The 22992-nt window shown below is 66.7% G+C and carries 23 protein-coding genes; 6 read left to right on the top strand and 17 right to left on the bottom strand.

Features of this window, described 5'->3' with window-relative positions; all coding sequences use genetic code 11:
* Window positions 1-61: 61 nt before the first annotated feature.
* Together ACZ1II_RS01050 and ACZ1II_RS01045 are read left to right on the top strand one after the other, a co-directional pair.
* A complete protein-coding gene (locus ACZ1II_RS01050) occupies window positions 62-1072 on the top strand; it encodes a LacI family DNA-binding transcriptional regulator (RefSeq protein ID WP_465143985.1) in 1011 nt (336 codons plus the stop codon).
* Between the two features lie 6 nt (window positions 1073-1078).
* Entirely contained in the window at window positions 1079-1942 is an 864-nt protein-coding gene (locus tag ACZ1II_RS01045; RefSeq protein WP_465143984.1) for a shikimate 5-dehydrogenase, read from the top strand.
* Window positions 1943-1963: 21 nt separating this feature from the next.
* Here the strand turns inward: ACZ1II_RS01045 and ACZ1II_RS01040 are convergent, their stop codons facing one another.
* The 10 genes from ACZ1II_RS01040 to ACZ1II_RS00995 all read right to left on the bottom strand — a co-directional run bounded on the left by ACZ1II_RS01040 (window position 1964) and on the right by ACZ1II_RS00995 (window position 11215).
* On the bottom strand, window positions 1964-2377 hold the full coding sequence (locus ACZ1II_RS01040) for a Dabb family protein (protein WP_465143983.1): 414 nt from the start codon (window positions 2375-2377) through the stop codon (window positions 1964-1966).
* A 40-nt stretch (window positions 2378-2417) separates the two neighbouring features.
* The gene (locus ACZ1II_RS01035; protein WP_465143982.1) at window positions 2418-3455 is read right to left on the bottom strand and encodes a LacI family DNA-binding transcriptional regulator; all 1038 of its coding nucleotides are present in this window, start codon (window positions 3453-3455) and stop codon (window positions 2418-2420) included.
* A gap of 76 nt (window positions 3456-3531) precedes the next feature.
* Window positions 3532-5214, bottom strand: coding sequence for a GMC oxidoreductase (locus ACZ1II_RS01030; RefSeq protein ID WP_465143981.1), 1683 nt, complete (start codon window positions 5212-5214; stop codon window positions 3532-3534).
* A 23-nt stretch (window positions 5215-5237) separates the two neighbouring features.
* A complete protein-coding gene (locus ACZ1II_RS01025; RefSeq protein ID WP_465143980.1) occupies window positions 5238-6083 on the bottom strand; it encodes a sugar phosphate isomerase/epimerase family protein in 846 nt (281 codons plus the stop codon).
* Window positions 6080-6640: a gluconate 2-dehydrogenase subunit 3 family protein gene (locus ACZ1II_RS01020; RefSeq protein WP_465144504.1), complete on the bottom strand. Its 561-nt coding sequence runs from the start codon at window positions 6638-6640 to the stop codon at window positions 6080-6082. Before ACZ1II_RS01020 ends, ACZ1II_RS01025 begins: the two co-directional genes overlap by 4 nt.
* Window positions 6637-7464 (bottom strand): 3-keto-disaccharide hydrolase, encoded by an 828-nt coding sequence (locus ACZ1II_RS01015; RefSeq protein ID WP_465143979.1) that lies wholly within the window; start codon window positions 7462-7464, stop codon window positions 6637-6639. Before ACZ1II_RS01015 ends, ACZ1II_RS01020 begins: the two co-directional genes overlap by 4 nt.
* Before the next feature lie 17 nt (window positions 7465-7481).
* Window positions 7482-8396, bottom strand: coding sequence for a hydroxypyruvate isomerase family protein (locus tag ACZ1II_RS01010; protein ID WP_465143978.1), 915 nt, complete (start codon window positions 8394-8396; stop codon window positions 7482-7484).
* Window positions 8393-9697, bottom strand: a complete 1305-nt coding sequence (locus tag ACZ1II_RS01005; RefSeq protein ID WP_465143977.1) for an MFS transporter — start codon at window positions 9695-9697, stop codon at window positions 8393-8395. Before ACZ1II_RS01005 ends, ACZ1II_RS01010 begins: the two co-directional genes overlap by 4 nt.
* 58 nt (window positions 9698-9755) lie before the next feature.
* Window positions 9756-10799 carry a sugar phosphate isomerase/epimerase family protein gene (locus ACZ1II_RS01000; RefSeq protein ID WP_465144503.1) on the bottom strand — a complete coding sequence of 348 codons (1044 nt, stop codon included), beginning with the start codon at window positions 10797-10799 and terminating at the stop codon, window positions 9756-9758.
* Window positions 10800-10831: 32 nt separating this feature from the next.
* The gene (locus ACZ1II_RS00995; RefSeq protein ID WP_465143976.1) at window positions 10832-11215 is read right to left on the bottom strand and encodes a c-type cytochrome; all 384 of its coding nucleotides are present in this window, start codon (window positions 11213-11215) and stop codon (window positions 10832-10834) included.
* Between the two features lie 120 nt (window positions 11216-11335).
* Between ACZ1II_RS00995 and ACZ1II_RS00990 the strand changes: the two genes are divergently transcribed.
* Both ACZ1II_RS00990 and ACZ1II_RS00985 read left to right on the top strand, forming a co-directional pair.
* Complete coding sequence (locus ACZ1II_RS00990; protein ID WP_465143975.1) at window positions 11336-12475, top strand: Gfo/Idh/MocA family protein; 1140 nt, start codon at window positions 11336-11338, stop codon at window positions 12473-12475.
* A gap of 114 nt (window positions 12476-12589) precedes the next feature.
* On the top strand, window positions 12590-14077 hold the full coding sequence (locus tag ACZ1II_RS00985) for a GGDEF domain-containing protein (protein WP_465143974.1): 1488 nt from the start codon (window positions 12590-12592) through the stop codon (window positions 14075-14077).
* Here ACZ1II_RS00985 and ACZ1II_RS00980 read toward each other — a convergent pair.
* From ACZ1II_RS00980 to ACZ1II_RS00950, 7 genes are all read right to left on the bottom strand, one after another.
* Window positions 14074-14685 (bottom strand): alpha/beta hydrolase, encoded by a 612-nt coding sequence (locus ACZ1II_RS00980; protein WP_465143973.1) that lies wholly within the window; start codon window positions 14683-14685, stop codon window positions 14074-14076. The two genes, ACZ1II_RS00985 and ACZ1II_RS00980, sit on opposite strands and share 4 nt — an antisense overlap.
* Window positions 14682-15662: a glutathione S-transferase family protein gene (locus tag ACZ1II_RS00975; RefSeq protein ID WP_465143972.1), complete on the bottom strand. Its 981-nt coding sequence runs from the start codon at window positions 15660-15662 to the stop codon at window positions 14682-14684. Before ACZ1II_RS00975 ends, ACZ1II_RS00980 begins: the two co-directional genes overlap by 4 nt.
* Before the next feature lie 158 nt (window positions 15663-15820).
* Window positions 15821-17023 (bottom strand): phospholipase A, encoded by a 1203-nt coding sequence (locus tag ACZ1II_RS00970; RefSeq protein WP_465143971.1) that lies wholly within the window; start codon window positions 17021-17023, stop codon window positions 15821-15823.
* A 113-nt stretch (window positions 17024-17136) separates the two neighbouring features.
* Window positions 17137-18846 (bottom strand): cation acetate symporter, encoded by a 1710-nt coding sequence (locus tag ACZ1II_RS00965; RefSeq protein ID WP_465143970.1) that lies wholly within the window; start codon window positions 18844-18846, stop codon window positions 17137-17139.
* A complete protein-coding gene (locus ACZ1II_RS00960; RefSeq protein WP_465143969.1) occupies window positions 18843-19166 on the bottom strand; it encodes a DUF485 domain-containing protein in 324 nt (107 codons plus the stop codon). The genes ACZ1II_RS00965 and ACZ1II_RS00960 overlap by 4 nt, the downstream gene beginning before the upstream one ends.
* 96 nt (window positions 19167-19262) lie before the next feature.
* Entirely contained in the window at window positions 19263-19943 is a 681-nt protein-coding gene (locus tag ACZ1II_RS00955) for a 2'-5' RNA ligase family protein (protein WP_465143968.1), read from the bottom strand.
* A 37-nt stretch (window positions 19944-19980) separates the two neighbouring features.
* Window positions 19981-20877 (bottom strand): 3'-5' exonuclease, encoded by an 897-nt coding sequence (locus tag ACZ1II_RS00950; RefSeq protein ID WP_465143967.1) that lies wholly within the window; start codon window positions 20875-20877, stop codon window positions 19981-19983.
* A 304-nt stretch (window positions 20878-21181) separates the two neighbouring features.
* Here ACZ1II_RS00950 and ACZ1II_RS00945 point away from each other — a divergent pair, with 304 nt between their 5' ends.
* Complete coding sequence (locus ACZ1II_RS00945; RefSeq protein WP_008829858.1) at window positions 21182-21271, top strand: potassium-transporting ATPase subunit F; 90 nt, start codon at window positions 21182-21184, stop codon at window positions 21269-21271.
* Between the two features lie 12 nt (window positions 21272-21283).
* A complete protein-coding gene (gene kdpA, locus ACZ1II_RS00940; protein WP_465143966.1) occupies window positions 21284-22987 on the top strand; it encodes a potassium-transporting ATPase subunit KdpA in 1704 nt (567 codons plus the stop codon).
* The last annotated feature ends 5 nt before the right edge of the window (window positions 22988-22992 follow it).

Raw genomic sequence — 22992 nt, 5'->3', positions numbered from 1 at the left:
CGCAGGAGAGGGGCAAGACGCCCTAATTGGTGAGAACGATTTCTCGGATGGCGCATTGCGGATGGCAGTAGGAATCAAGGACGTGGCGCGGGTTGCCGAAGTTTCGCCCGCCACCGTTTCGCGGGTGCTTTCGGGCCGCAGCGTCGATCCCGCGATGCAGGAGCGGGTGCTCGCGGCGGTCAAGTCCACCGGCTATCGCCCCAACCTCGCCGCGCGGCGCCTGCGTTCGCAGCATACCAACACCATCGGCCTGATCGTCGCCGATATCCGCAACCCGTTCTTCACCGCCGTCTCGCGCGCCATCGAAAGCCTCGCCACCGCGCGCGGGCTGCGGGTGATCCTGTGCAATACCGACGAGGACCCGGCCAAGGAAGCCGCCTACCTCGAACTCATGCACGAGGAACGCGTGACCGGGGTGATCTTCGCGCCCTGCCGCCAATGGGTGGAAAAGGCCGAGCGGCTGGAGCCGGGCTTCCCCGTCGTCCTGATCGACCGCAGCCTGGCCTCTGCCGGGCTGGACAGTGTCCTGCTCGACAACGAGAGCATGGCTGCCGAACTGGTCGCGCACCTCCATGCGCAGGGCCACCGCCGCGTCACCGGGCTGTTTGGTGCGGCCAGCAGCACCGGCGCCGAGCGCCGTGCCGGTTTCGAACAGGCGGCGCGGAGGCTCGGCATGGATGCCTCTACTGTCGAGATGCCCCACGCTGCCGATGCGGCGGAGCGCGTGGTGACCGACCTGCTCTCCGCGCCGGTCCGCCCGGACGCGCTGGTGGCCAGCAACGGCGTCATGCTGCTGACCGTGCTGCGCGCGCTGCGCAACCTGAACCTCGAAGCGCCCGCCGACATCGCGCTGGCCGGATTCGACAACAACGACTGGATGGAATTCGTCGGCGGCGGCCTCAGCGTCATCGAGCAACCGGTCGAGGAAATCGGCCGCAATGCGATGACCATGCTGCTCGACCGGCTCGACCATCCCGACGCCCCGGCACGCAAGGTCGTGCTGGCCGGACGCCTCATCACGCGCGGATCGAGCGGCCCTCGCGCTTCCGCACCTCAGCCCATTGGAGCCTGACCAACCATGACCGATTTCAGCGCCAAACAATCGATCGGCCGCGACACGCGCCTCTGCATGTCGCTCTCCGCTCGTCCCGGTAACGCGGGATCGCGCCTGCACAACACGCTCTACGGGCTGCTGGGGCTGGACTATGTCTACAAGTCCTTCTCCACCACCGACCTGCCTGCCGCGATCGGCGGGCTGAGGGCATTGGATATTCGCGGCTGTGCGATCTCGATGCCGTTCAAGGAAGCGGTGATTCCGCTGCTCGACGGGCTTGAGGATTCGGCCCGCGCCATCGACAGCGTGAACACCATCGTCAACGAGGGCGGCGTGCTGACCGGCTACAACACCGACTACACCGCCGTGCGCGATCTCGTCGCCGGGCGGGGTATCGATCCGGCCACGCCCTTCTTGCTGCGCGGCAGCGGCGGCATGGCCAAGGCGGTGGTCGCAGCCCTGCGCGATCTCGGCTTCCGCGACGGCACGTTGATCGCCCGCAATGCCGAGGCAGGGCAGGCGCTGGCCGCACAATACGGCTTCCGCTGGTTGCCCGAGCTGCCCGAGGAGGGTGCGGCCATGCTGGTCAACGTCACCCCGCTCGGCATGGAAGGCGCGCAGGCGGACGAACTCGCCTTCACGCCCGCCCAGATCGCCGCCTGCGACGTGGCCTTCGACGTTGTGGCCCAGCCTGCCGAGACACCGTTCATCAAGGCCGCGCTGGACGCCGGAAAGACGGTCATCTCCGGCGCGGAAGTGATCGTGCTTCAGGCGATTGCGCAGTTCGTGCTCTATACCGGCGTCCGGCCGAGCGCCGAGGCGGTAATAGCGGCGGCCACCTTCGCCCATGGCCCCGGAATAGCGCCGCGGCTGAACGACCTCGTTTGAGAGGTCGTTCTTCCGGAACCCCTATTCCGGCACGACGGCCATGTCGTAGACGACGACTTTCGCCCAGAGCGGCTCGCAGGCCTTGACGAAGGCGTGGTGGATCGGGTGGTCCTGGTATGACTTCTGATCTTCCACGCTGTCGAAGAACATCAGTTCGGAAACGTCGTAGCTGGCATCGACGACATCGCGCGCCTCGGTGCTGGCCGGGATGCCGATCTCGAGGTTCCGGATCACGGGGATGCCGCGCAGGGTGCGCAGACCGGCGATCAGCCGGTCGCGATCCTCTTGCGAACCGGGCCGTTTGAGCCAGAAGAATACGTGGTGGACGAGCTTGGGGCGCGTGGTCGCCGCCTCGGCCCCCGTCGCCGCGGAAAGGGCGATGCCGGTACCTCCCAGGGCGATCATGGCCGCCAGTTCCCGTCTGCTTGTTTCCATGGTGCCGCTTTCCTTTTGCTGAGAGTGGGGGCGCTGCGGATCATGGCGCAGGCCGCTGCGCGATGGATTGGCGCGTCACGATCGCGTGATCGAAAATCTCGTCGCTCACCCCGGTTTCGGCCTTGCCGAGCGCGGCGATCAGGCACTGGGCGGCACGGAAGGCCATGTCCTCGACCGGCTGCCGCACGACCGTCAGCGGCGGCCAGATGCGCGAGGCCAGAATGGTGTCGTCGAAGCCGGTGACAGTCAGGTCGGCAGGCAATTGCAGACCCAGGCGGTTGGCCTCGGCGACGACACCGGCGGCGAGGTCATCGCTGCTGCAGATGATCGCGGTCGGCCTGTCGGGCAGGGACAGCAGCCTGCGCGCAGCGGCCTGTCCCGCATCGTAGTCGAACTCACCGTGCCGCACGATCAGGTCCGGCGCTTTGGCAACACCGGCTTCGTGCAGGGCCGCGAGAAAACCGTCGAGCCGCGCCGCGACGACGCTGTAGTGATCCGGACCGGCGACATAGGCGATGCGCCGATGCCCTCCCGCGATGACCTCGCCGGTCAGCGCCAGCATGGCGGCGCGGTTGTCGATCCGGACGGTGGTCATGTCGGGCATCGCCGTGCCGGTGGCGATTGCTGCGAGCGGAACGCCCAGTTCGGGCACGATGGCCGATCCGCTGAGCCGCTCGGCAAAGGGCGGGATCAGCAGCAGTGCATCGGCGCCGGAGCGCACGAGGTCCTGCGCCATGCGTTCGGCTTCCTCGCGGCTGACGCCCTCGCCGTCGCGCAGGATCAGTTGCAGGCCTTGGGCATTGGTGGCGCGCAGGGCGCCCACCAGCACGGCATCGAGGAAGGGCGTGCGCCGGTCGCTGTAGAGCAGACCCACGGTCGTTGCGCGCGACTTGGCGAGCCGCCGCGCGGCGAGATTGGGAACATAGCCCAGTTCCGCGATCGCCGCCCGGACCGTCGCTATCGTCGCCGCGCTGGCGCGCCCGGCGCCGTTGATGACGTTGGACACGGTCATGGCGGATACGCCTGCGCGCTGCGCCACCGCGCGGATCGTCACGCCGTTTTCGTTGCGCCTCGCCATCAGATTCGTGTTTCCATATCCTCCGATAGCGGGTTTCCAGCGCCTTCACAGCGTTGAAAACCCGCATTTGCCTGCGTCAGATCGTGCCTGCCTTCAGTCCCTTCACCGCATGATCCACCGCCCGCGCGGTCAGGGCCATGAAGGTCAGTGAGGGATTGACGCAGGAGATCGACGCCATCTGCGCCCCGTCGGTGACGAAGAGGTTGGAGGCGTCGTGGGCCTGGCTCCACTTGTTGAGCACCGAGGCGCGCGGATCGTCGCCCATGCGCGCACCGCCCATCTCGTGGATGGCATCGCCCGGCACGTGCTCCTTGACCTTGCTCTCGACGTTCTTGAGGCCCGCTGCGCGCAGCATCTTCTCGCCCTGTTCGCGGGCATCGGCCATCATGCGCAGTTCGTTGTCGCGGAAGGTGACGTCGAAGCGCATCAGCGGTAGGCCGAAGCGGTCCGCCTTGTTCGGGTTCAGCGAGACGCGGTTGTCCTCATAGGGCAGGCATTCGCCGAAAGCACCCATCTGGAACTTCCAGCCGCTGTAGCGGCGCATGCCTTCCTTCATCGCAGCGCCGAAGCCGACCGGCTTGGACGGTTCGCGATAGGCCCCGCCCTGATAGCCGTAGCCGCGCCGGAAGCCGAGATCCTCGTCCCCGCCGTTGTTGCGGAAGCGCGGCACGTAGATGGCGCCGGGGCGGCGGCCATATTCGATGAATTCCTCCATGCCGGGAATGTCGCCCTTCACGCCGACGCGGAAGATATGGTCCATTACGTAGCGGCCCAAGGTCCCACTAGTGTCGAAATGGCTGCGCTCGCTGCCTTCGGCGCGCGAATTCATGAGGATCTGCACCGAGCCGAGCGTCGAGGCATTCAGGAACACGACCTTGGAGCGCACCACTTCGGCCTGCCCGGTCTTGGCATCGATGAAGCGGACGCCGGTGACTTTTTTCGTGGCCGGATCGTATTCGAGATTGGTGACCACCGCATCGCTGCGCAGCGTCAGGCGCCCGGTCGCGCGGGCGGCGGGCAGGGTGACCGCCTGCGTCGAGAAATAGGCGCCGAACGAGCAGCCGTTGCCGCACTGGTTGCGCAGCTGGCACTTCGAGCGATTCTGCTCGGGCTTGTCCTCGGTCATGTTGGACAGGCGCGCGTTGATCATCTTGCGGCCGGGGAAGGCCGTTTCCAGCCGCTGCTTCATCCACTTTTCGGCGATGTTCATCGGCATCGGCGGCTGGAATTCGCTGTCCGGCAGATAGTCGAGATTCTCGCGCGAGCCGGATACGCCGATGTATTTCTCGACATAGCTGTACCAGGGCACGAGGTCGTCATAGCCGATCGGCCATTCGCCGCCGATGCCGTCGCGCTTGTTCGCCTCGAAATCGGCGGCGCTCCAGCGGAAGCTCCACCGGCCCCAGATCAGCGACTTGCCGCCGACCGCGGCCGGGCGGATCCAGTAGAACTTGCTGCCTTCGCCGTAGTCGTAGGGGTTCAGCCGGTCGTTGTTGTAGAAGGCCTGGTTGCTGGGTGCGACATAGCCGTGCTGGGCGATGAAGTAGTCGCTGTCGCGCAGCGTGTCGGGCATGATGTTGCGCGCGGGCACTTCATAGGCGGGCTTGCCGTCATAAGTATAGTCGTCGACGTGCTCGACCATGTGGCCGCGATCGAGCATCAGCACGCGCAGACCCTTTTCGGTCAATTCCTTGGCGGCCCAGCCTCCGCTGATGCCCGAGCCGATGACGATCGCATCGAACCTGTCCGTAGTAGCCATCGTGATCCTCTCCCGGTCGGTGATCAGAAGCGCAGGGTGCTGAGCGTCTGGAAGCTCTTGGTGATGTCCGGTAGATAGGGCGCAGGCGACTGGTCGTTCTCGACGTAGAAGTGCTGTGCCCCGGCCAGCCCGTTGAGCTTGAAGATGGCGGCGAAGTCGATCGTGCCGAGGCCTACCGAGGTCATGCTGCGATCAGGCCGCATGTCCTTGACGTGATAGGCATAGACGCGGCCCGCTAGGCTGCGGATCAGCGCCTGCGGATCCTGTCCCGCATAGATCGCCCAGTAGAGATCGAGTTCGATCTTCACCAGTGCCGGGTTGCAGGCCTTTACCAGACGGTCGAACAGGCTGACGCCATCCGGCTTCACGGTGAACTCGAAGTCGTGGTTGTGATAGGCGAAGCCGAGGCCGACCGCCTTCAATTGCTCCCCGAAACGGTTGATATTGACCAGCGCGGCGTCCCAGGCTTCCGCATTGCGGTACTTGTCGACCATATAGGGCAGGACGATCGTGTCCGCGCCCAGCGCCTTGGCCATGGCGACGCTGGCGTCGAACTTGTCCAGCAGGGCATCGTAGCCGACATGGATGGAAGGCGCCTTCAGGCCGAGCCGGTCCATGGTCTTGCGCAGCAGCGCATGGTCCATGGTGTCGTAGCCGCCGCCGCCGTATTCGACCTCGCGGTAGCCGATCTTCGCCACCTTTTCGAGCGTGGCGACCGGGTCGGCGGCGAAGAGTTCGCGCACCGTGTAGAGTTGCAGGCCGATGCTGCGAAGCTGCGCGGCGCGGGCGAGACCCGCAACGAGGGGCTGGGCGGCGAGCAGGGCGGCACCGCCGGTGCCCAGCATCATGGAACGACGATTCATGATCATGCCGAATAGACCTTGTTGACCTGAGAATAGGGGAAGGCGCCGTTGTATTCGCCGGGGACGGGCAGGTATTCGCGCTCCTGCGTCATCCCGATCTCGGAGGTGTAGTAGCCGACGATCACCATCTGCCGGAACGCCTTGAAGAACTCCTCGCCGTCAGGAATCTGGTCGTTCATCGCCAGGGTCAACAGAGCGTCCTGCTGCTCCGGCTTGGCCTGGACGGCGGGGATCTTGTAGTCCTGCCAGCTGCGGGCATCGATTTCCGCGAGGCCCGACAGGATCGGCAGGCGGTCTTCGGCCAGGGCCCAGTCGGCCAGCAGCTTCTCGACATAGGCGGGAACGCCCGCGGCGATGGCGCCGGGGGTGTCGGTGGTGGGGATGACCCGCTCGCAAAGCGCGGTCATCAGCGCCCGCTGGTCCGGCGTGAAGACTTGCAGGCGCGGCACGCCCTGATCGATCGCCGGAGGGGCGGCAAGACCCGCCGCGCGGGCGAGCGGGGCGAAAACCTGGGCGCCGAACAGGGCGAGCATGCCGCCAAGTGCGTTTCTGCGATCCATTATCGTTGTACCCCTTTCAGGTCCTGAGAGATGGCCTCTTCCGGGAGGGGCCGGACCCAGATGTTGCGGAAGGAAACCGGGGAATCGTGGTCCTGCAACTGGATCGGCGCCTTGTCTGCGTGCGCCGAATATTGCGCGATCTTGCGCCAGGCGGTCGTGCCCAGCATGGCCTGATGGTTCTGCACCAGCACGCCGTTCAGCAGCACCGTGACATAGGCGGGGCGGAGCAGGGCGCCGCTTGCATCGAAGCGCGGGCGCTCGAAAACGATGTCGTAGCTCTGCCATTCGCCCGGTGGGCGCGAGGGGTTCACCAGCGGCGGCTTCCAGGCATAGACCGCGCCCACGGTACCGTCGGCGTAAGTCGGATTGACGTAACCGTCGAGAATCTGGACTTCGTAGCGCTGCATGAACCAGATGCCGCTGTTGCCCCGGTCCTGCGAGCTTTTCTGCGGCGGGCTGGGCGAGCGGAATTCGAGGTGCAACTGCACGTCGCCGAATTCCTGCTTCGAGATCAGGTTGTTCTCGCCGCCGCTCTTCGCGCGGGAGGGAACGGTCATGACCCCGTTCTCGACCGTCCAGGGGCCGCGCTCGCCGCGCCAGGCGTCGAGCGAGGTGCCGGAAAACAGCACGACGGCATCGGACGGCGCGCCGCCGGGGGCGGCTGCGGGCGTGATGACCCTGGGCGCCGGTCGGTCCGGATCATGGACGTGCCATGGGCCGCCCGGCAGTATCGGCGTGTCCTTGAAACCCGGCTTGTCCTGCGCTTCGACCAATGAGCAGGCGCCGATTGTGACTGCCAGCAATACGCCGATCGGGATGATCTTCATCCTCTCGCTCCCCTTGCTTATGTTTTGTCGATGGCCCGATAGGCGGCGATGAGCCGCTCCTCGCCCTCGCGTCCGGCCAGCGAATTGCCGTGTTCCATGCCGATCACTCCGGCATAGTTACGCCCGCGCAGCCAGCGTACGATATTGGCGTAGTTGATTTCGCCGGTTCCCGGTTCCTTGCGGCCGGGGTTGTCGCCGAACTGGATATAGCCGATCTCCGCCCAGCAGGCGTCGAGCGTCGGGATCAGGTTCCCGGATTGGATCTGCTCGTGATAGAGGTCGGCCAGAATCTTCACGCCGGGACTGTTGGCCCCGCGCGCGACGGCATAGCCCTGCGCGATCGACTGCATGAACACGCCGGGGTGATTGGTCCGGGTGTTTAGCGGCTCCATCACAAGCGTCAGTCCATGCGGTGCGACGATGTCTCCTGCGCGGCGCATGCAGTCGATGATCCGCCCGGTCTGGATCGCTTCGGGCACCTTGCGGTCCATGAAGCCGGTCACGACCGTCATGTGCTTTACGTTCAGGCGCTTGGCGACCTCGATCGAGGTGCGGATATCGGCCAGGAAGGCGTCCCGGTCGCCGTCGTCATTGCCGCCGAGCACGGGCCGGAAATCGGACCACTTCGGCATGCTGGCGACGAAGACGCCCATCGTCATGCCCCGCTGCGACAGGGCGCGGGCCATGGCTTCCTGCTGTTCGACCGGCCGATTGCGCGCCTCGTTGTCCTCCCAGGCGCGGAAGCCCTGGTCTGCGGCGAAGGCGATCTGTTCGAGCAGCCCGCCCCGGCTGGCGAAGCTGCCTTCGTGCGGGGCGTAACCGAGCGAGAAATGCGCGGCATTGGAGCTGCTCTTCCCGGTCGCTGCCGAAAGGGCGGGCGCGGCGGCTGCGACGAGACCGCTGGCGATCACGGAGCGACGGGTCAGGCTCATGCCGCGCCCTCCGCGACGGGAGCGCTCGGGCGGGCGGCGCGCCTTTCGGCCAGCCAGACCGCGCCGAACACGACGAGCAGCGTCAACGGCACGAAGGTCAGCCGCGCGAAGGACTGCGAGGCGGCGGCGTCTTCCACGGCGCGCAGCGCGGCGCCGCTCAGCCGGGTGAAGGCTTCCGGACCGCCCGCGATCTCGACTTTCGCCTGATCGAACATCTCGCCGAGGCGCGGCAATACGAAGAAGCTCGCCAGCGCTCCCGCCGATCCGACCAGACCCAGCGCCCAGGAGTCGCCGCGCGGATAGCGTTCGGCGACGGAGGCCAGCATCGTCGGCCACATGGCGCAGACGCCGAGGCCCCAGACGGTCGATGCGAGGATCGCGGAAACCGGCGACTGCGCCTGCGACAGCAGGAACAGGCCGATCGCGGCCAGCAGGCTCGAAACCCAGAGCAGGCCCGGATTGGACAGGCGACCGGCGATCCGTCCGGCGAAGTGGCGGAACACGAACATCAGCGCGCTGACGTAGACCAGCAGCAGGATGCCGCGCATGCCGACCCGGTTGCTGAGCGCGACGTCGATCCACTGGCCGGGCGCCAGTTCCGAGGAGGCGGTCAGGAACATGGCGCCGAACCACACGAAGAAGCTGGGGCGGCGCACCACTTCCAGCATCATGTCCTTCATGGCCCGGTTTCCGGCAGCGGCGGGAGGCTCGGGGAAGCGGGTCGTCGCGGCGATCAGGATGACGAACACGGCGGGGAGGTACACCAGCGCCATGATCGCCTGCCAGGGCAGCAGCGGCGCCAGGAACACCCCGGCAAGACCGCCGACGATCAGCCCGCCCGGATACCAGGCGTGGAGCACGTTCAGGCGATGGGTGGTGTCCTCGGGATAGAGCCGCGCGGTAAGCGGGTTGATCGAGGCTTCGGCGAAGCCCCAGCCGATGCCGCTCAGCAACATGCCCAGCCAGACCAGATGATAGACGCCCATGCCCTTGGCGAAGAGACCCGCGCCGACGATCAGCGTCGTGCCGATCAGGAAGGCCACGCCGCAGCCGATCAGGACGCGGCGGACGCCGAGCCGGTCCAGCACTGCGCTCACCACGAAGACGGTGATCGAAAAGCCGAGGAACGCCGAACCCAGCGCCGCTCCGATCATTTCCCCCGCTGCGATCGGCGCGACGGGATCGATCCACTCCGCCTTGAGGCTGCTCGCCACCGCGGCGCGCAGCGATGCGCTCATCGATGCAGTAAAGAGCGCCAGCACGCTCAGCCAGAACAGTCTTCGCCGGTTTATGCCCGTCATGCCCGATCCTCTACCCTTTTGCCCCGCGTGTTATCTGTTGTCGGGGTGTTGCATTGCGTCAGGACAGCCCCAACCAGCGGCGGTTGTCGGCGGGATCGCCGCCTCCCGCGAAATCGTCGAACGCCCGTTCCGGGCGGCGGATCATGTGCGCCTCGATGAAGGGCGCGCCTTCACGGGCGCCGTCCTCGGGATGCTTCAGGCAGCATTCCCATTCCAGCACGGCCCAGCCCGCGTATCCGTACTGGGTCAGGCGCGAGAAGATGCCGGTGAAATCGACCTGACCGTCCCCCAACGAGCGGAACCGACCGGGGCGATCGACCCAGTCGGCATAGCCGCCGTAGACGCCCGCCCGCCCGGTGGGATTGAACTCCGCGTCCTTGACGTGGAACATCCTGATGCGGTCGTGATAGATGTCGATGAACTGGAGATAGTCCATTGCCTGCAACACGAAGTGGCTGGGGTCGTAGAGGATATTGGCGCGCCGGTGCCCGCCGACGGCATCGAGGAACCGTTCGAAAGTCAGCCCGTCGTGCAGGTCTTCGCCCGGATGGAGTTCATAGCAGAGGTCGACGCCCTCATCCTCGAAAGCATCGAGAATCGGCCGCCAGCGGCGCCCGAGTTCGGTGAAGGCTTCCTCCACCAGACCCGCCGGACGCTGCGGCCAGGGGTAGATGAAGGGCCAGGCGAGAGCGCCGGAAAAGGTCGCATGTGCAGCCAGCCCCAGACGGCGGCTGGCCCTGGCGGCGAGCTTCAGCTGATCGACCGCCCAGGCCTGCCGCTCGGCAGGCTTGCCGCGCAGTTCGGGCGGCGCGAAATTGTCGAAGGCGGCGTCGTAGGCGGGGTGAACCGCAACCAGCTGGCCCTGAAGATGCGTGGAGAGTTCGGTGATCTCGACGCCCGCCTCGCGGCAGCGCCCGGTCAGTTCGTCGCAATAGTCCTGGCTTTCCGCCGCCAGGGCCAGATCCATGCAGCGGGGGTCGTTGCTGGGCACCTGGATGCCCTTGTAACCGGCCTCCGCCATCCAGCGTGCGGCATTGTCCAGAGTGTCGAACGGAGCCGCGTCACCCATGAACTGCGCCAGGAAGACCGCCGGACCGCGCATGGCCCTGTTTTCCGTCACTTCAGGGTTTTTCGTCATTTCAGGCTCTTGAGATAGGCGATGATCGCCGCGCGCTTGGCCGGGTCCGGCGTGCCGATCGGCATGCGGGTGCCGGGCACCTTCTTCGCGGGCGCCGCCAGGAACGTGTCGAGGCTCTGGTCGTCCCAACGCAGCTTGGCGCCCTTGAGCGCCGGCGAATAGTTGAAACCGGGGGCCGAGGCCGATTGCCTGCCCGCGACGCCGTTCAGGTTGGGGCCGATGCCGTTCTTTCCGCCCTTGTCCACGCTGTGGCAGGCGCGGCAGGCGTTGAAGGCCGAAGGCGCTGCCTGCGCCATGGCAGTCTGTACCGTGAAGGGCACGGCAAACACAGCCGCCGCCGCAGCGATCGGTGTCATGAAGAGGCTTGCTGTCATGCGCATCCTCGACTCTCCGTCTTATTTCTTGTTGCGTTTTCTCGTTGCCTTACGTTTACCGGTAAATCATATCGGATCAAGGCCTGAATTGAGGCTCTTGTCGCAAGCGAAGAAAAGGAGAGGGTGATGCCACGGACTTTGCGTCTCGCCATGGTCGGAGGCGGCGAGGGCGCCTTCATCGGGGCGATCCACCGCGCGGCGGCCGCGCTGGACGGGGACTGGCGGCTGGTGGCCGGGGCCTTCAGCAGCGATGCGGAACGCAATCGCCGCTCGGGCGAGGTGCTGGGTATCGCGCCGGATCGCACTTACGCTTCGCTGGAAGCACTGCTTGCGGCCGAAGCTGCCCTGCCGGAAGGAGAGCGGGTGGACGCGGTGTCGATCGTCACCCCCAACCACCTCCATGCGCCCATGGCGATCGCTGCGCTGGACGCCGGTTTCCATGTCTTCTGCGAAAAGCCGATGGCGCTGAACATGGCAGAGGCTCAGGGAATCGCGCAGGCCGCGGCGCGTTCCGGCCGCCACTTCGCGCTGGCTTTCACCTATAGCGGTTATCCGCTGGTGGAAGAGGCCCGCGCCCGTGTGGCCCGAGGTGATTTCGGCAAAGTCCGGCTGGTCCAGGTCGAATATTCGCAGGGCTGGCTCAGCCAGCCGATCGACCGTGACGGCAACAAGCAGGCGGAATGGCGGACCGATCCCGCCCGCGCCGGGCTGGGCGGTTGCCTCGGCGATATCGGCACCCATGCCTTCCACCTTGCCGAACATGTCTCGGGGCTGCGGGTGCAGGAACTCTGCGCCGATCTGGCGACCCATGTGCCGGGCCGCAGGCTGGACGACGATGTCAGCGTGCTGCTCCGTCTCGATCATGGCGCGCGCGGGGTGCTCAAGGCCACCCAGGTCGCCGCCGGGGACGAGAACGGGCTGAAGCTGCGCATCCACGGTGAGCGCGGCGGGCTGGAATGGTCGCAGATGGAGCCGAACAGTCTGGTGCTGCGCTGGCTGGATCGCCCCACCGAGATCGTCCGCGCGGGCGGGCCGGGCCTCGCCGAGTCCACCTTGCGCCGCCTGCGCACCCCCGCAGGCCATCCGGAAGGCTATATCGAGGCTTTCGCCAACCTCTACCGCGCCTTTGCACAGCGCATCGCGGGTGAGGACGTGGCGGATGCGTTCCCCTCGGTCGGGGACGGGCTGCGCACGATGGCCTTCGTGGAGAGCGTCATCGCCGATGCGGCATCGGACCGGAAGTGGACGCCGCTTACCGGCGACTAGGGCATTTTTCAATCAGGTCGAATCACCCGATGACTCGGATAATGCGGCGCGAAGCAATGGCTTAACCTTTGATACCTAGGGTCTTCCCTGATTGCGGTCAGAGTAGGTCAGGCCATGGGAGTCGGTACCGGTCTTCAATCGGCAGGCGGAGAGGGCGCCGCGGCCAGGTTCGTGGCCTTGGCGGCCTTGCTTGCGGTCGCGGCGCACGGTCTCGTCCTGCTGGCGGGACCGGCGGTGGCCGTTCCATGGAGCTTCGTATTCCTGATCGGCAGCCCGATGCTGGCGGGCATCCTGTGTCTGCTCCGGGCGAGGCGGGACGGATGGGAGGGCTGGTTGCCGCTGGCCGCCGCCATGCTGCTTTGGGCCGCAGGCATGGCTGCCACCACGTTCGGCCTGATGGCGATGGACGTCGAGAGCGAGATGAGCCTGAGCATGCTGCTTTACGTGCTCTACGGCGTGCCGATCATATTCGCACTCGCCAGCCCGGCGGAGGAAGCGTGGTACGTCCGTGTGGTGGACGCGCTGCTGGCCGGGGCGCTGGGCTATGTGTTCTTCCGCTATGTCTCGATCATGTCGACCATGGAGGGGACAGGCGTGGCGGGCGCCGCGGCGCTGCGGCTGATGTTCGATGTCGAGAACGTCTATATCCTCGCTTTCGCGGGCTTGCGCCTTGCCGCTTCCACCGATGCCGGGCAGAGCCGTTTCCTGCGCGTGCTGACGGCTTACGCGGCCCTCTACATGCTGGTCGCGGCCTATATCAACCATGCCGAATGGGACAGCGACTTCGGCCATTGGCCCGACCTCCTGATCGACTTGCCTTTCCTGTTTCTGGCCCTGGCGGCGGCGGGAGCGCCCCGGTTTTCCGTGCCAGAGGTGTCCCGGCGATTTGCCCTGATCGTCAAGGCGGGCAGTCCGCTGATGATCCCGGTCACGCTGCTGACCGTCTCGGCGCTGCTGGTCGGCCATGACGTGACGCTGGTGCTGACCGGCGCCTTCGCCGCGACGGCGGGCTACGGGATCCGCAGCGTACTGGTGCAGCTACGCAGCTACGACGAGCAGGATCGCCTGACCCACCTGTCGCACAACGATGCCTTGACGGGGGTGGCGAACCGGCGGCTGTTCGACGACGTGCTCCGGCGCGAAGTCCTGCGGGCGCAGCGCGACCGGACGCCGCTGGCCCTGCTGATGATCGACATCGACCACTTCAAGTTGCTGAACGACCATCTCGGCCATCCGGTCGGCGATGTGCGGCTGCGCAGCGTCGCCTCGGCGCTCCAGGCCTGCGCGAGGAGCGGCAGCGATCTGGTGGCGCGCTACGGCGGCGAGGAGTTCGCCGTGATCCTGCCCCGGACCGAGGCGAGCCAGTCGCTGCAACTGGCCGAGCGCATGCGCGCGGCGGTGGAGGACATGCACCTTGCGTCCCCCGCGCCGAGCGGGCGGGTGACGGTGAGCATAGGGCTGGCCCATTTCGTGCCTGCAACCGCCGATGCCCAGACCCTGATCGATGGCGCCGACCGCGCGCTTTACGAGGCCAAGCGCGGCGGACGCAATCGCGTCGGCATCGAGCGGGAGCCTGCGTTCGAGCCGGCGTTTACGCCCTAGTCGCCGTTCAGCGCTTCTGCCAGAAACCGCCCGGCGGCTTCGACGCCGACCGCTTCGAGATGATGCCCGCAGCCGGGAATTTTCTTCAGTCCGACAGGAATTCCGGCGGCGGCAAGACGCGCCTGCGCCTCTTCGCTCAGCGCGACCGGCATGACCGGATCGGCGGTTCCGTGGACGAGCAGGACCGGCGTGCCCGGCTTCGGCGTCAGCGGCTCGGGCGATGCGAGGCGCCCGGCGAAAGCGACGACCGCTGCCACCGGCCAGCGCCCCGAGGCCAGCGCATCGAGCGCCATGATCGAGCCTTGCGAGAAACCGACGAGGGCCACTTTCTCCAGCCTGTCCGCAAAGCCGCGCTCGGCGAGGATTCCGGCGATCGTCCGGTCGAATTCGGCGCGTGCGGCTTCCACCCGTGCGGGACGGTCGGCTTCGGTGACGCCGGTCACGCTGAACCATTGCCGCCCGCCGCCGCCGTGATCGAAGGGGAAGGGGGCGTCCGGCGCGGCGAAGGCGGTATCGGGCAGCAATCCGGCCCAGGCCCGCGCAAGGACTTCGAGGTCGTCGCCCCGGCTGCCGACGCCGTGGAGCAGGATGACGAGCGAGGCGCTCATGCCGCGTTCTCCGGCAGGCCGGTCGCGAGGCCGGGAAGGTGGGGACCGATCGGAACGATCCCGGTCGGGTTCAGCGCCAGGATCGAATAGTAGCCGCGCTTGATATGGTCGATGCTGACCGTTTCGCGCACGCCGGGCACGTCCAGCACGCGCATCATGAAGCCGTGAAGCGCTGGATAGTCGGCGATGCGGCGCAAGTTGCACTTGAACAGCCCGTGATAAGCCGCGTCGAAGCGTACCAGCGTCACGAAAAGGCGGATGTCGGTCTCGGTCAGGCGTTCGCCGTGCAGATAGGCGCGGCCGTCGCCGAGGCGGGTTTCGAGGCTGTCCAACATCGCGAACAGTTCGGTGCAGGCCTCGTCGTAGGCCTCCTGGGTGGTCGCGAAGCCCGAGCGGTAGACGCCGTTGTTGACGCTGGGATAGATCGCCTCGTTCAGCGCATCGATGCGGTCCTGCAGCTCTGCCGGATAGAGATCGTGGGCATCGCTTGCCAACGCGCCGAAGCCGGTGTTGAGCATGCGCAGGATATCGGCGGATTCGTTATTGACGATCGTGCCCGTCTGCTTGTCCCACAGCACCGGCACGGTCGCACGGCCGGTGTAGTGTGGGTCTGCCCGCGTATAGATTTCGTGCATCCAGGTCGCGCCGTTGATCGTGTCGCGGTCGGCGCCGGGATAGTCGCCGAAGCGCCAGCCCTGATCGGTCAGCGCCGGTTCGACCACCGAGACGGAAATGACCTGCTCCAGCCCCTTCAGCTTGCGCGCGATCAGCGTGCGCGAGGCCCAGGGGCAGATGAGTGCGACGTAGAGGTGATAGCGCCCGGCTTGCGCCGCGAAGCCACCGGTGCCGGTCGGGCCGGGGCTTCCATCCGGCGTCACCCAGTTGCGGAACCCCGAGACCTGGCGGACGAAGCCGCCTTTTTCGTCCTTGGCCTGCACCGGCTGCCAGTTCTCAACCCATTTGCCGTCCACCAGCATGTCGTATCTCCATTGTCCGGGCGCTGCGCGGCGATGGTAGCACGCGCGAACGCGGACGTTGCCGCCCTGTCGGTCCGTTTATGCGGCTAGGCAGAGAAATTGATAATCCGCCCTCTCGGCGAATATCCTTCAACTCCGGGTGTTGAATGGCGGCTCTGTCAGCGCACGAGGGCCACGCCCAGGCGCAGGCGAGTGACGCGGCGGTTGTAGTCCAGCAGATTCTCGCCATAGCCGGCGAAGCTCTGTGCGAAGAGGTAGAAGTCCGGCCCGCCGCCTAGCAGGCGGCGCAGCGGATAGGACAGATCCGCCGAGATCGAACCCTTGCCGCTGCCGAAATTGAAGCGGCTGGAAGAGGACAGGCGCAGTCCGTCCGCCTCGCCGATCTCCACGAAAAGGCCGGTATTGCCGCGATAGCGGCGGATATCCGGGTTGTCCGAAAGATCTCCGGCATAGAACCACGCGCGCGGCGCGACGGTCAGGCGGAGGTCGCCGCCGAGCGAGAAGGCTGCCGCCGGGGCCAGGTAGACGGTGTTGAGGCTGCGGGAAGAAGTGCCGTCGCGTCCGTTCGATTCGTGCCGCAGGCCCACTTGCGCGCTGACCGTGGTCCGGTCCGACAGCGCCTTGGGCGGGGTGATGTAGAACACCTCGGGTTGGAAATCGATGTTGCGGAACGGCGAGGAATTCGCGCCCAGATCCCAGAACATGCGCTGGGTATAGGCGAAGTAGAGGCCGTCGCCCAGGGCAGGCCGGTCCGCCCGCGCGCGGCTGCCGAACAGCTGGTACTTGAAGCTGAGCTGGATGCGCGCCTCGTCGTTCGTGCCGGGCCCGTAGACAGCGTAGATCGGCTCGTAGGCGCTCATGTTCTCGATGAAGGCATTGCCCACCGTGCGGTCGCTGGGCGGCGGGGTGGCGGGAGCTTGCACTGGGGCGGGATCAGCGGCGGCGATCCTCGTTTCCGCCGCGTTCGGCGATGCCGAAGGTGCAGCGACGGCCAGAGTGACCGACTGGCCGCCCCAGCCCGGGACCGAGAGCAGCGCGCCGTCGGCGATGTCCGGCGCCGCCAGCCGGTAGCGGGCGCTCGAGAAGCTGCCGGGCGCGACAGGGAGCGCGGCGGGGGTGGCGGTGTCGCGGCGCAAGGTGACGGTGCGGCCCCGGCCAAAGGCGCCCGGTCGGGAAAGGGTGGCCTCGACGGTTTCGGGCAGATCGGCGGTGACGGTAGCGGTGCCGGTATTGAGCAGGCGCACGTCCACTTGCGCGCCGCCGTCCTCGGCGGGGGCGACATGGCCGATCAGCCGCTCGACGCTTTCCTGCGCCAAGGCGGAGCCGGGCATTGCCATGAGTGCGGCGCCGAGGGCGGTCAAGGATGCCGATGTGAAACGCTTCATCATGGATGCAGGTGCCGTCCGTTGCCGATTTGGCTCCACCTAGCATGATTTTCTCCATTGCTGGCAAGCCTCTCGCTGCTCCGCTGCGGTCAGTGCGTGCTGGCGGTGGCTGCACCGATCCCCGTTTCGGAACGGACGCGCTGTTCGAGATAGCCCGCGCGATCGACGGCCGCGCGGCCGCTGCGGTCGAGCCGGGACACGATCCAGATCGTGAAGAAGGCCAGCGGCATCGAGAACAGCGTCGGCGAGGTGAAGGGGAAGATCGCCTCGCCGTGTCCCAGCACCGAAACCCAGACCGCGGGGGACAGCACGGTCAGCACCAGCGCCAGTGTCAGCCCGATCGATCCGCCCCAGACGATTCCGCGCGTCGTGCAGCCCTTCCACAGCACCGAGAGCAGCAGCACCGGGAAATTGCCCGATGCGGCCAGCGCAAAGGCGAGGCTGACCATGAAGGCGACGTTCTGGTTCTCGAACAGGACGCCGAGCAGGATCGCGACGACCGCGAGCACCAGCACCGTGCGCCGCGATACCCGCAGTTCGTCCTCGGAACTCGCCTGTCCCTTGCGCAGGACCGAGGCGTAGAGGTCGTGGCTGACGGCGGAGGCGCCGGCCAGGGTCAGTCCGGCGACGACGGCCAGGATCGTCGCGAAGGCGACCGCGCAGACGAAGCCGAGGAACAGGTCTCCCCCGACGGCATCGGCCAGATGGAGCGCGGCCATGTTGCCGCCGCCGCGCAGGGCGCCGGTCGCCGGATCGAGGAAGGCCGGTTCGGTGGCGACCATCACGATCGCACCGAAGCCGATGATGAAGGTCAGGATGTAGAAATAGCCGATCCAGCCGGTGGCCCAGAGCACCGACTTGCGGGCGGCCCTGGCATCGGGAACGGTGAAGAAGCGCATCAGGATATGCGGCAGGCCCGCCGTGCCGAACATCAACGCCATGCCGAAGGAGATCGCCGAGACAGGGTCCTTGATGAAGTTGCCCGGCCCCATGATCGACTGCCCCTTGGCCGCCGCCGCCGTCGGATCGGCCCCGGCCTCGCCCGCCAGCGCCGTCTTCACTTCGACCGCGCGGGCGAAGAGGGCATCGGGCGAGAAGCCGAAACTCGCCAGTACGGCGAAGGCCATCAGCGTGGCGCAGCCGAGCAACAGCACCGCCTTGATGATCTGCACCCAGGTGGTGGCGATCATGCCGCCGAACAGTACATAGAGCGTCATCAGCACGCCGACGATCACAACGGCATAGGAATAGGGCAGCCCGAACAGCAGCTTGATGAGCTGCCCCGCGCCGACCATCTGGGCGATCAGATAGAACAGCACGACGGCCAGCGTGCTGGACGCGGCGAAGAGCCGCACCGGGGTCTGAGCGAAGCGGAACGAGGCGACGTCCGCGAACGTGTAGCGGCCGAGATTGCGCAGGCGCTCGGCCAGCAGGAACAGGATGATCGGCCAGCCGACCAGAAACCCGGTCGAATAGATCAGCCCGTCATAGCCGTCGGCGAAGATCTGCGCGGAAATGCCGAGGAACGAGGCCGCCGACATGTAGTCGCCCGCGATCGCCAGTCCGTTCTGGAAGCCGGTGATGCCGCCGCCCGCGGTGTAGAAGTCCGCGGTGGTGCGGGTCTTGCGCGCGGCCCAGCGGGTGATCCCGAGGGTGGCGAGGACGAAGACCCCGAACATCAGGATCGCGGGCCAGTTCGTGGCCTGCTGCTGCGTCTGTCCGGTCAGGGCATCGGCGAGGGCGGGGAAAGGAAGGCAGCAGGCCAGCGCGAGCGCAGCGGCACCGAGACCGCCCCTCACTGCGCGGCGTCCTTGCGGATGGCCTCTACCATCGGATCGAAATCGCGGTTCGCGCGCAGGACGTAGAGGCCGGTCAGCGCAATCCCGACGAGGATCACGCCGAGGCCGACCGGAATGCCCCAGGTCGTCGTCGCCTCGCCGATGGGGCGGGCCAGCAGGTCCTTGCGGAAGGCGATCACGAGGATGAAGCCGAAGAAGACGGCCAGCATAGCGCCGGTCAGAATCCAGCCGAAGCGGGCGCGGCGGCGGACCAGTTCGCGGTAGCGCGGGTCCGAGGCGATCTCGGCCAACGACATCGCGGTATCGTTTTCGCTCTCCACGTCCTCATGCCCTTTTCATTTCGGCTTTATAGGGGAGACTATGCCTCCAGCCTTCTGAAACGCAATGGTATTGTGGGAGCGCCGGCGCGCGGCGGTTCAGGAGCGGCCGGTGCAGCGGAACTCGGCCAGGGTCTTCACCAGTTGGCCGTCGCCGTCGACAAGGCCGATGCCGATCCCTTCGACTTCGCCGCGTGCCTCGGGCGGGGTGCGCTCCATGTCGGCCATGAAGGCGGCGAGGGCCGGGTCGCTCTCGTTGGCGAGCAGGGTCAGATGCGGCTCGAACTGCATGAAGACATTGGGCGAGCCGTAGCGCTGGAAGGCGGGGAGCTTGGCCGGATAGGCGCTCATCCATGCGGGCGGCGTGACGGTGCGGTCGCGCAGCGGCTCGGCGGCGAGCGTCACGAGGTCCGCCAGCCGTTGCAGCTCGGGGTTGCGCTCGACATGCAGGAACAGCCAGTTGGAAGCCGTGCGTTCGGTGCCTTTTACGGTCAGCGGCACTGCCTTGCAGCCTTTCGCGGCGGCGGCCACGGCGGCTTTCAGCTGGGGGGCGGCGTCCGCCGGATACTGGGTGAGGTAGAGCGTGACATGGGGCGCCTGCCCTTTCGCGTAGAACGTGGTCATGCCGCGCCCGGCCAGGTCGCGGCTGGCCTTCTCCACGGCATCGACGACGGGGCGGGACGGGATCGCGTAGATGTCGATGCTGAGCCGGTCCTCGGCCCGTGCCGGGAGCGCGGCGGCGCAAGTCGCGAGGAGGGCTGGAAGGACGTAACGCAGCATCAGAAGGATTCCTGCCGGAGAAGTGGATGGGTGAAGATCATGCGATCTTGTAGCGATCGTTGGCAGTCACCGGGAAGAACGCCGGGCTGCCATGGCCGGTATAGACCTCGGTGGCCAGCCAGGTAGCTTCGTCCTCGCGCTCGGCTTCGGCGATTTCCTTCGACCAGAACCGCATCGCCGCGTTCCAGCGATAGCCGCGCGCCTTGAGGCGGTCCTTGGCCTCGAACGGCGCGTCCACCGCGTTAACCCGGAAGCTGGGCCGCTCGGAGCGGGCGAGCAGGTCGGCCAGCACGGTGCGGCCGTCGGCAAGATCGTGGGCCAGCAGGTAGAGCAGGGCGAGGATGTCGTTTTCCGCGCGGTGGCCCTCGAAGAACCATCCGCATTGCGAGACGAGATAGCCCAGCGCTCGTCCGTCGAAGCCGAGTTCGAGCCAGTCCGGCTCGGCCATCGAGCAGGCCCAGGCCTTGCCGGAGAGGGCAGGCAGGCGCCGGTCGATGAAAGGCCGGTCGAAAGCGGCATTGTGCGCGACGATCAGGTCCGCCGAGCCGAGAATCTCGACGGCCATTTCCTCGTCGATCGCCTGGCCTTGCAGGATTGCGTCGGTCAGGCCGGTCAGCTGGGTAATGCGCGGATCGAGCGGACGCTCGGGGTCCTCGCGCCAGACGCGGGGCTGGCCGACCTGGACGATCCGCCCGGCTTCGTCGAAGCGGAAGCGCTGGACGGCGAGTTCGATGATCCGGTCGGAGGTGTTGTCCAGCCCGGTCGTCTCGACATCGACCGCCACGCCGACCCGGCACGGCACGCCGGGGCGCGGCGCATGGAACCGCGAGACGGTGCGGAGGCGGCGCAGCAGCCGGTAGTCCGCATCCTCTTCGAGCAGGGCGGCGGCGCGGGACAGGGCGTTGGGCGGCGCTTCATGGGGGGGCATGAACATCGCTGCCTCGATAGCGCCTGCGCGGCGAAGCCGAAACACGAAATCGCGCACCAAAACAAATGCGAAATCTAATGCTGAATCATACGCAAATACTACGCCATCGCAGAACAGCTCGTCTCGAATTTCAACGGCGGATTATCCTAATGGGTCTGCTGCATTCGACTCATGCCGCGCCTCCCGCGACGTGAGCTTGCAGGAGCAATACCCATGCAGGACATCCTCTGGATCGGCCTGACCCTCGCGTTGCTGGCGGCCAGCCTTGGCTACGCCGCGCTGTGCAACAAGGCATGAGGGGCAGCCGCAAATGACCATCGACCTCTGGCTGGCGGGCTTCACCGCACTCGGCCTTCTCGTCTACCTCGTTGCCGTGCTCGCGCGGCCCGAACGCTTCTAGGAGCGCGCCCTTATGACCGTACAGGGATGGCTGCTGATCGCGGCCTTCGTCGGCATCCTGCTGGCGCTTACCAAGCCGATGGGGCTGTGGCTCCACGCGCTCTACGAAGGGCGCCGCACCCCGCTTCATGCGGTGTTCGGGCCGGTCGAGCGCGGGTTCTACCGGCTCTCCGGGATCGATCCCGAAGAGGACCAGTCCTGGCGCCGCTACGCCGTGCACATGCTGATCTTCAACGCCGCGCTGATCCTGCTGACTTACGTGCTGCTGCGCGCGCAGGCGCTGCTGCCGCTGAACCCGCTGGGCTACGGCGCGGTGAGCGAGAACCTCGCCTTCAACACGGCGATCAGCTTCGGCGCCAATACCAACTGGCAGAGCTACGGCGGCGAATCGACGATGTCGAACCTGTCGCAGATGCTGGCGCTGACGATTCACAACTTCCTTTCGGCAGCGACCGGCATCGCGCTGGCCTTTGCGCTGTTTCGCGGCTTCGCGCGGCGGAGCGCGTCGGGCATCGGCAATTTCTGGGCCGACATGACGCGGGTGACGCTCTACCTGCTGCTGCCGCTCTCCATTGTGCTTACCTTGTTCTACATCGCCAGCGGCGTGCCGCAGACCCTGGCCGCTTCGGTGGATGTCTCGACGCTGGAAGGCGTGAAGCAGACGCTGGCGCTCGGTCCCGTCGCCTCGCAGGAGGCGATCAAGATGCTGGGCACCAACGGCGGCGGCTTCTTCAACGCCAACTCGGCACATCCTTTCGAGAACCCGACCGCGCTGACCGACCTCGTGCAGATGCTTTCGATCTTCGCGATCGGCGTCGGGCTGACCTATACGTTCGGCAAGGCCGTTGGCAACACGCGGCAGGGCTGGGCGATCCTGGCAGCGATGATGGCGCTGTTCCTCGCGGGAACCGCCGTGACTTACTGGCAGGAAGCTGCGGGCAATCCCGTGATCCATCACCTCGGCGTGGCCGGGGGCAACATGGAGGGCAAGGAAGTCCGCTTCGGCATTGCCGCATCGTCGCTGTTTTCGGTCGTCACCACGGCGGCGAGCTGCGGCGCGGTCAATGCCATGCATGACAGCTTCACGGCGCTCGGCGGCCTGATCCCGCTGTTCAACATGCAGCTTGGCGAAGTCGTGATCGGCGGCGTCGGTGCGGGTATCTACGGGTTCCTGCTCTTCGCCATCCTCGCCGTCTTCGTGGCGGGGCTGATGGTCGGACGCACACCCGAATATGTCGGCAAGAAGATCGAGAGCCGCGAAGTGAAACTCGCGGTGCTGGCGATTGCGGTGCTGCCGCTGACGATCCTGGGCATGAGCGCGGTTGCCTCGGTGCTGCCTGCGGGTCTGGCAGGACCGCTCAACAAGGGGCCGCACGGCTTCTCCGAAATCCTCTACGCCTTCACCAGCGCCGTCGCCAACAACGGCTCCGCCTTTGCGGGACTGTCCGCCAATACGCCGTTCTACAACGGCATGCTGGGCGTGGCCATGTGGATCGGCCGCTTCTTCATCATCATCCCGATGCTGGCCGTGGCAGGCAGCCTCGCCGCCAAGAAGTACACGCCCGAGACCGCAGGCAGCTTCCCCACGACGGGGCCGCTCTGGACCGGCCTGCTGATCGGCATCGTGCTGATCGTCGGCGGCCTGACTTTCCTGCCCAGCCTCGCGCTCGGTCCCATCGCCGATCATCTCGCGATGATCCGTGGCCAGCTTTTCTAAGGATC

The organism is Novosphingobium sp. BL-S-20 (assembly GCF_055521635.1).
Note: the sequence above shows the minus strand (reverse complement) of the source record. Positions and strands in the feature narration are given on the sequence as shown.

What these genes read in the sequence shown, in the direction of transcription:
- ACZ1II_RS01050 (WP_465143985.1), top strand. Translation starts at nt 62, where the DNA reads ATGGCAGTAGGAATCAAGGACGTGGCGCGGGTTGCCGAAGTTTCGCCC.
- ACZ1II_RS01045 (WP_465143984.1), top strand. Translation starts at nt 1,079, where the DNA reads ATGACCGATTTCAGCGCCAAACAATCGATCGGCCGCGACACGCGCCTC.
- ACZ1II_RS01040 (WP_465143983.1), bottom strand. Translation starts at nt 2,377, where the DNA reads ATGGAAACAAGCAGACGGGAACTGGCGGCCATGATCGCCCTGGGAGGT.
- ACZ1II_RS01035 (WP_465143982.1), bottom strand. Translation starts at nt 3,455, where the DNA reads ATGGCGAGGCGCAACGAAAACGGCGTGACGATCCGCGCGGTGGCGCAG.
- ACZ1II_RS01030 (WP_465143981.1), bottom strand. Translation starts at nt 5,214, where the DNA reads ATGGCTACTACGGACAGGTTCGATGCGATCGTCATCGGCTCGGGCATC.
- ACZ1II_RS01025 (WP_465143980.1), bottom strand. Translation starts at nt 6,083, where the DNA reads ATGATCATGAATCGTCGTTCCATGATGCTGGGCACCGGCGGTGCCGCC.
- ACZ1II_RS01015 (WP_465143979.1), bottom strand. Translation starts at nt 7,464, where the DNA reads ATGAAGATCATCCCGATCGGCGTATTGCTGGCAGTCACAATCGGCGCC.
- ACZ1II_RS01010 (WP_465143978.1), bottom strand. Translation starts at nt 8,396, where the DNA reads ATGAGCCTGACCCGTCGCTCCGTGATCGCCAGCGGTCTCGTCGCAGCC.
- ACZ1II_RS01005 (WP_465143977.1), bottom strand. Translation starts at nt 9,697, where the DNA reads ATGACGGGCATAAACCGGCGAAGACTGTTCTGGCTGAGCGTGCTGGCG.
- ACZ1II_RS01000 (WP_465144503.1), bottom strand. Translation starts at nt 10,799, where the DNA reads ATGCGCGGTCCGGCGGTCTTCCTGGCGCAGTTCATGGGTGACGCGGCT.
- ACZ1II_RS00995 (WP_465143976.1), bottom strand. Translation starts at nt 11,215, where the DNA reads ATGCGCATGACAGCAAGCCTCTTCATGACACCGATCGCTGCGGCGGCG.
- ACZ1II_RS00990 (WP_465143975.1), top strand. Translation starts at nt 11,336, where the DNA reads ATGCCACGGACTTTGCGTCTCGCCATGGTCGGAGGCGGCGAGGGCGCC.
- ACZ1II_RS00985 (WP_465143974.1), top strand. Translation starts at nt 12,590, where the DNA reads ATGGGAGTCGGTACCGGTCTTCAATCGGCAGGCGGAGAGGGCGCCGCG.
- ACZ1II_RS00980 (WP_465143973.1), bottom strand. Translation starts at nt 14,685, where the DNA reads ATGAGCGCCTCGCTCGTCATCCTGCTCCACGGCGTCGGCAGCCGGGGC.
- ACZ1II_RS00975 (WP_465143972.1), bottom strand. Translation starts at nt 15,662, where the DNA reads ATGCTGGTGGACGGCAAATGGGTTGAGAACTGGCAGCCGGTGCAGGCC.
- ACZ1II_RS00955 (WP_465143968.1), bottom strand. Translation starts at nt 19,943, where the DNA reads ATGCTGCGTTACGTCCTTCCAGCCCTCCTCGCGACTTGCGCCGCCGCG.
- ACZ1II_RS00950 (WP_465143967.1), bottom strand. Translation starts at nt 20,877, where the DNA reads ATGTTCATGCCCCCCCATGAAGCGCCGCCCAACGCCCTGTCCCGCGCC.
- ACZ1II_RS00945 (WP_008829858.1), top strand. Translation starts at nt 21,182, where the DNA reads ATGACCATCGACCTCTGGCTGGCGGGCTTCACCGCACTCGGCCTTCTC.
- kdpA (WP_465143966.1), top strand. Translation starts at nt 21,284, where the DNA reads ATGACCGTACAGGGATGGCTGCTGATCGCGGCCTTCGTCGGCATCCTG.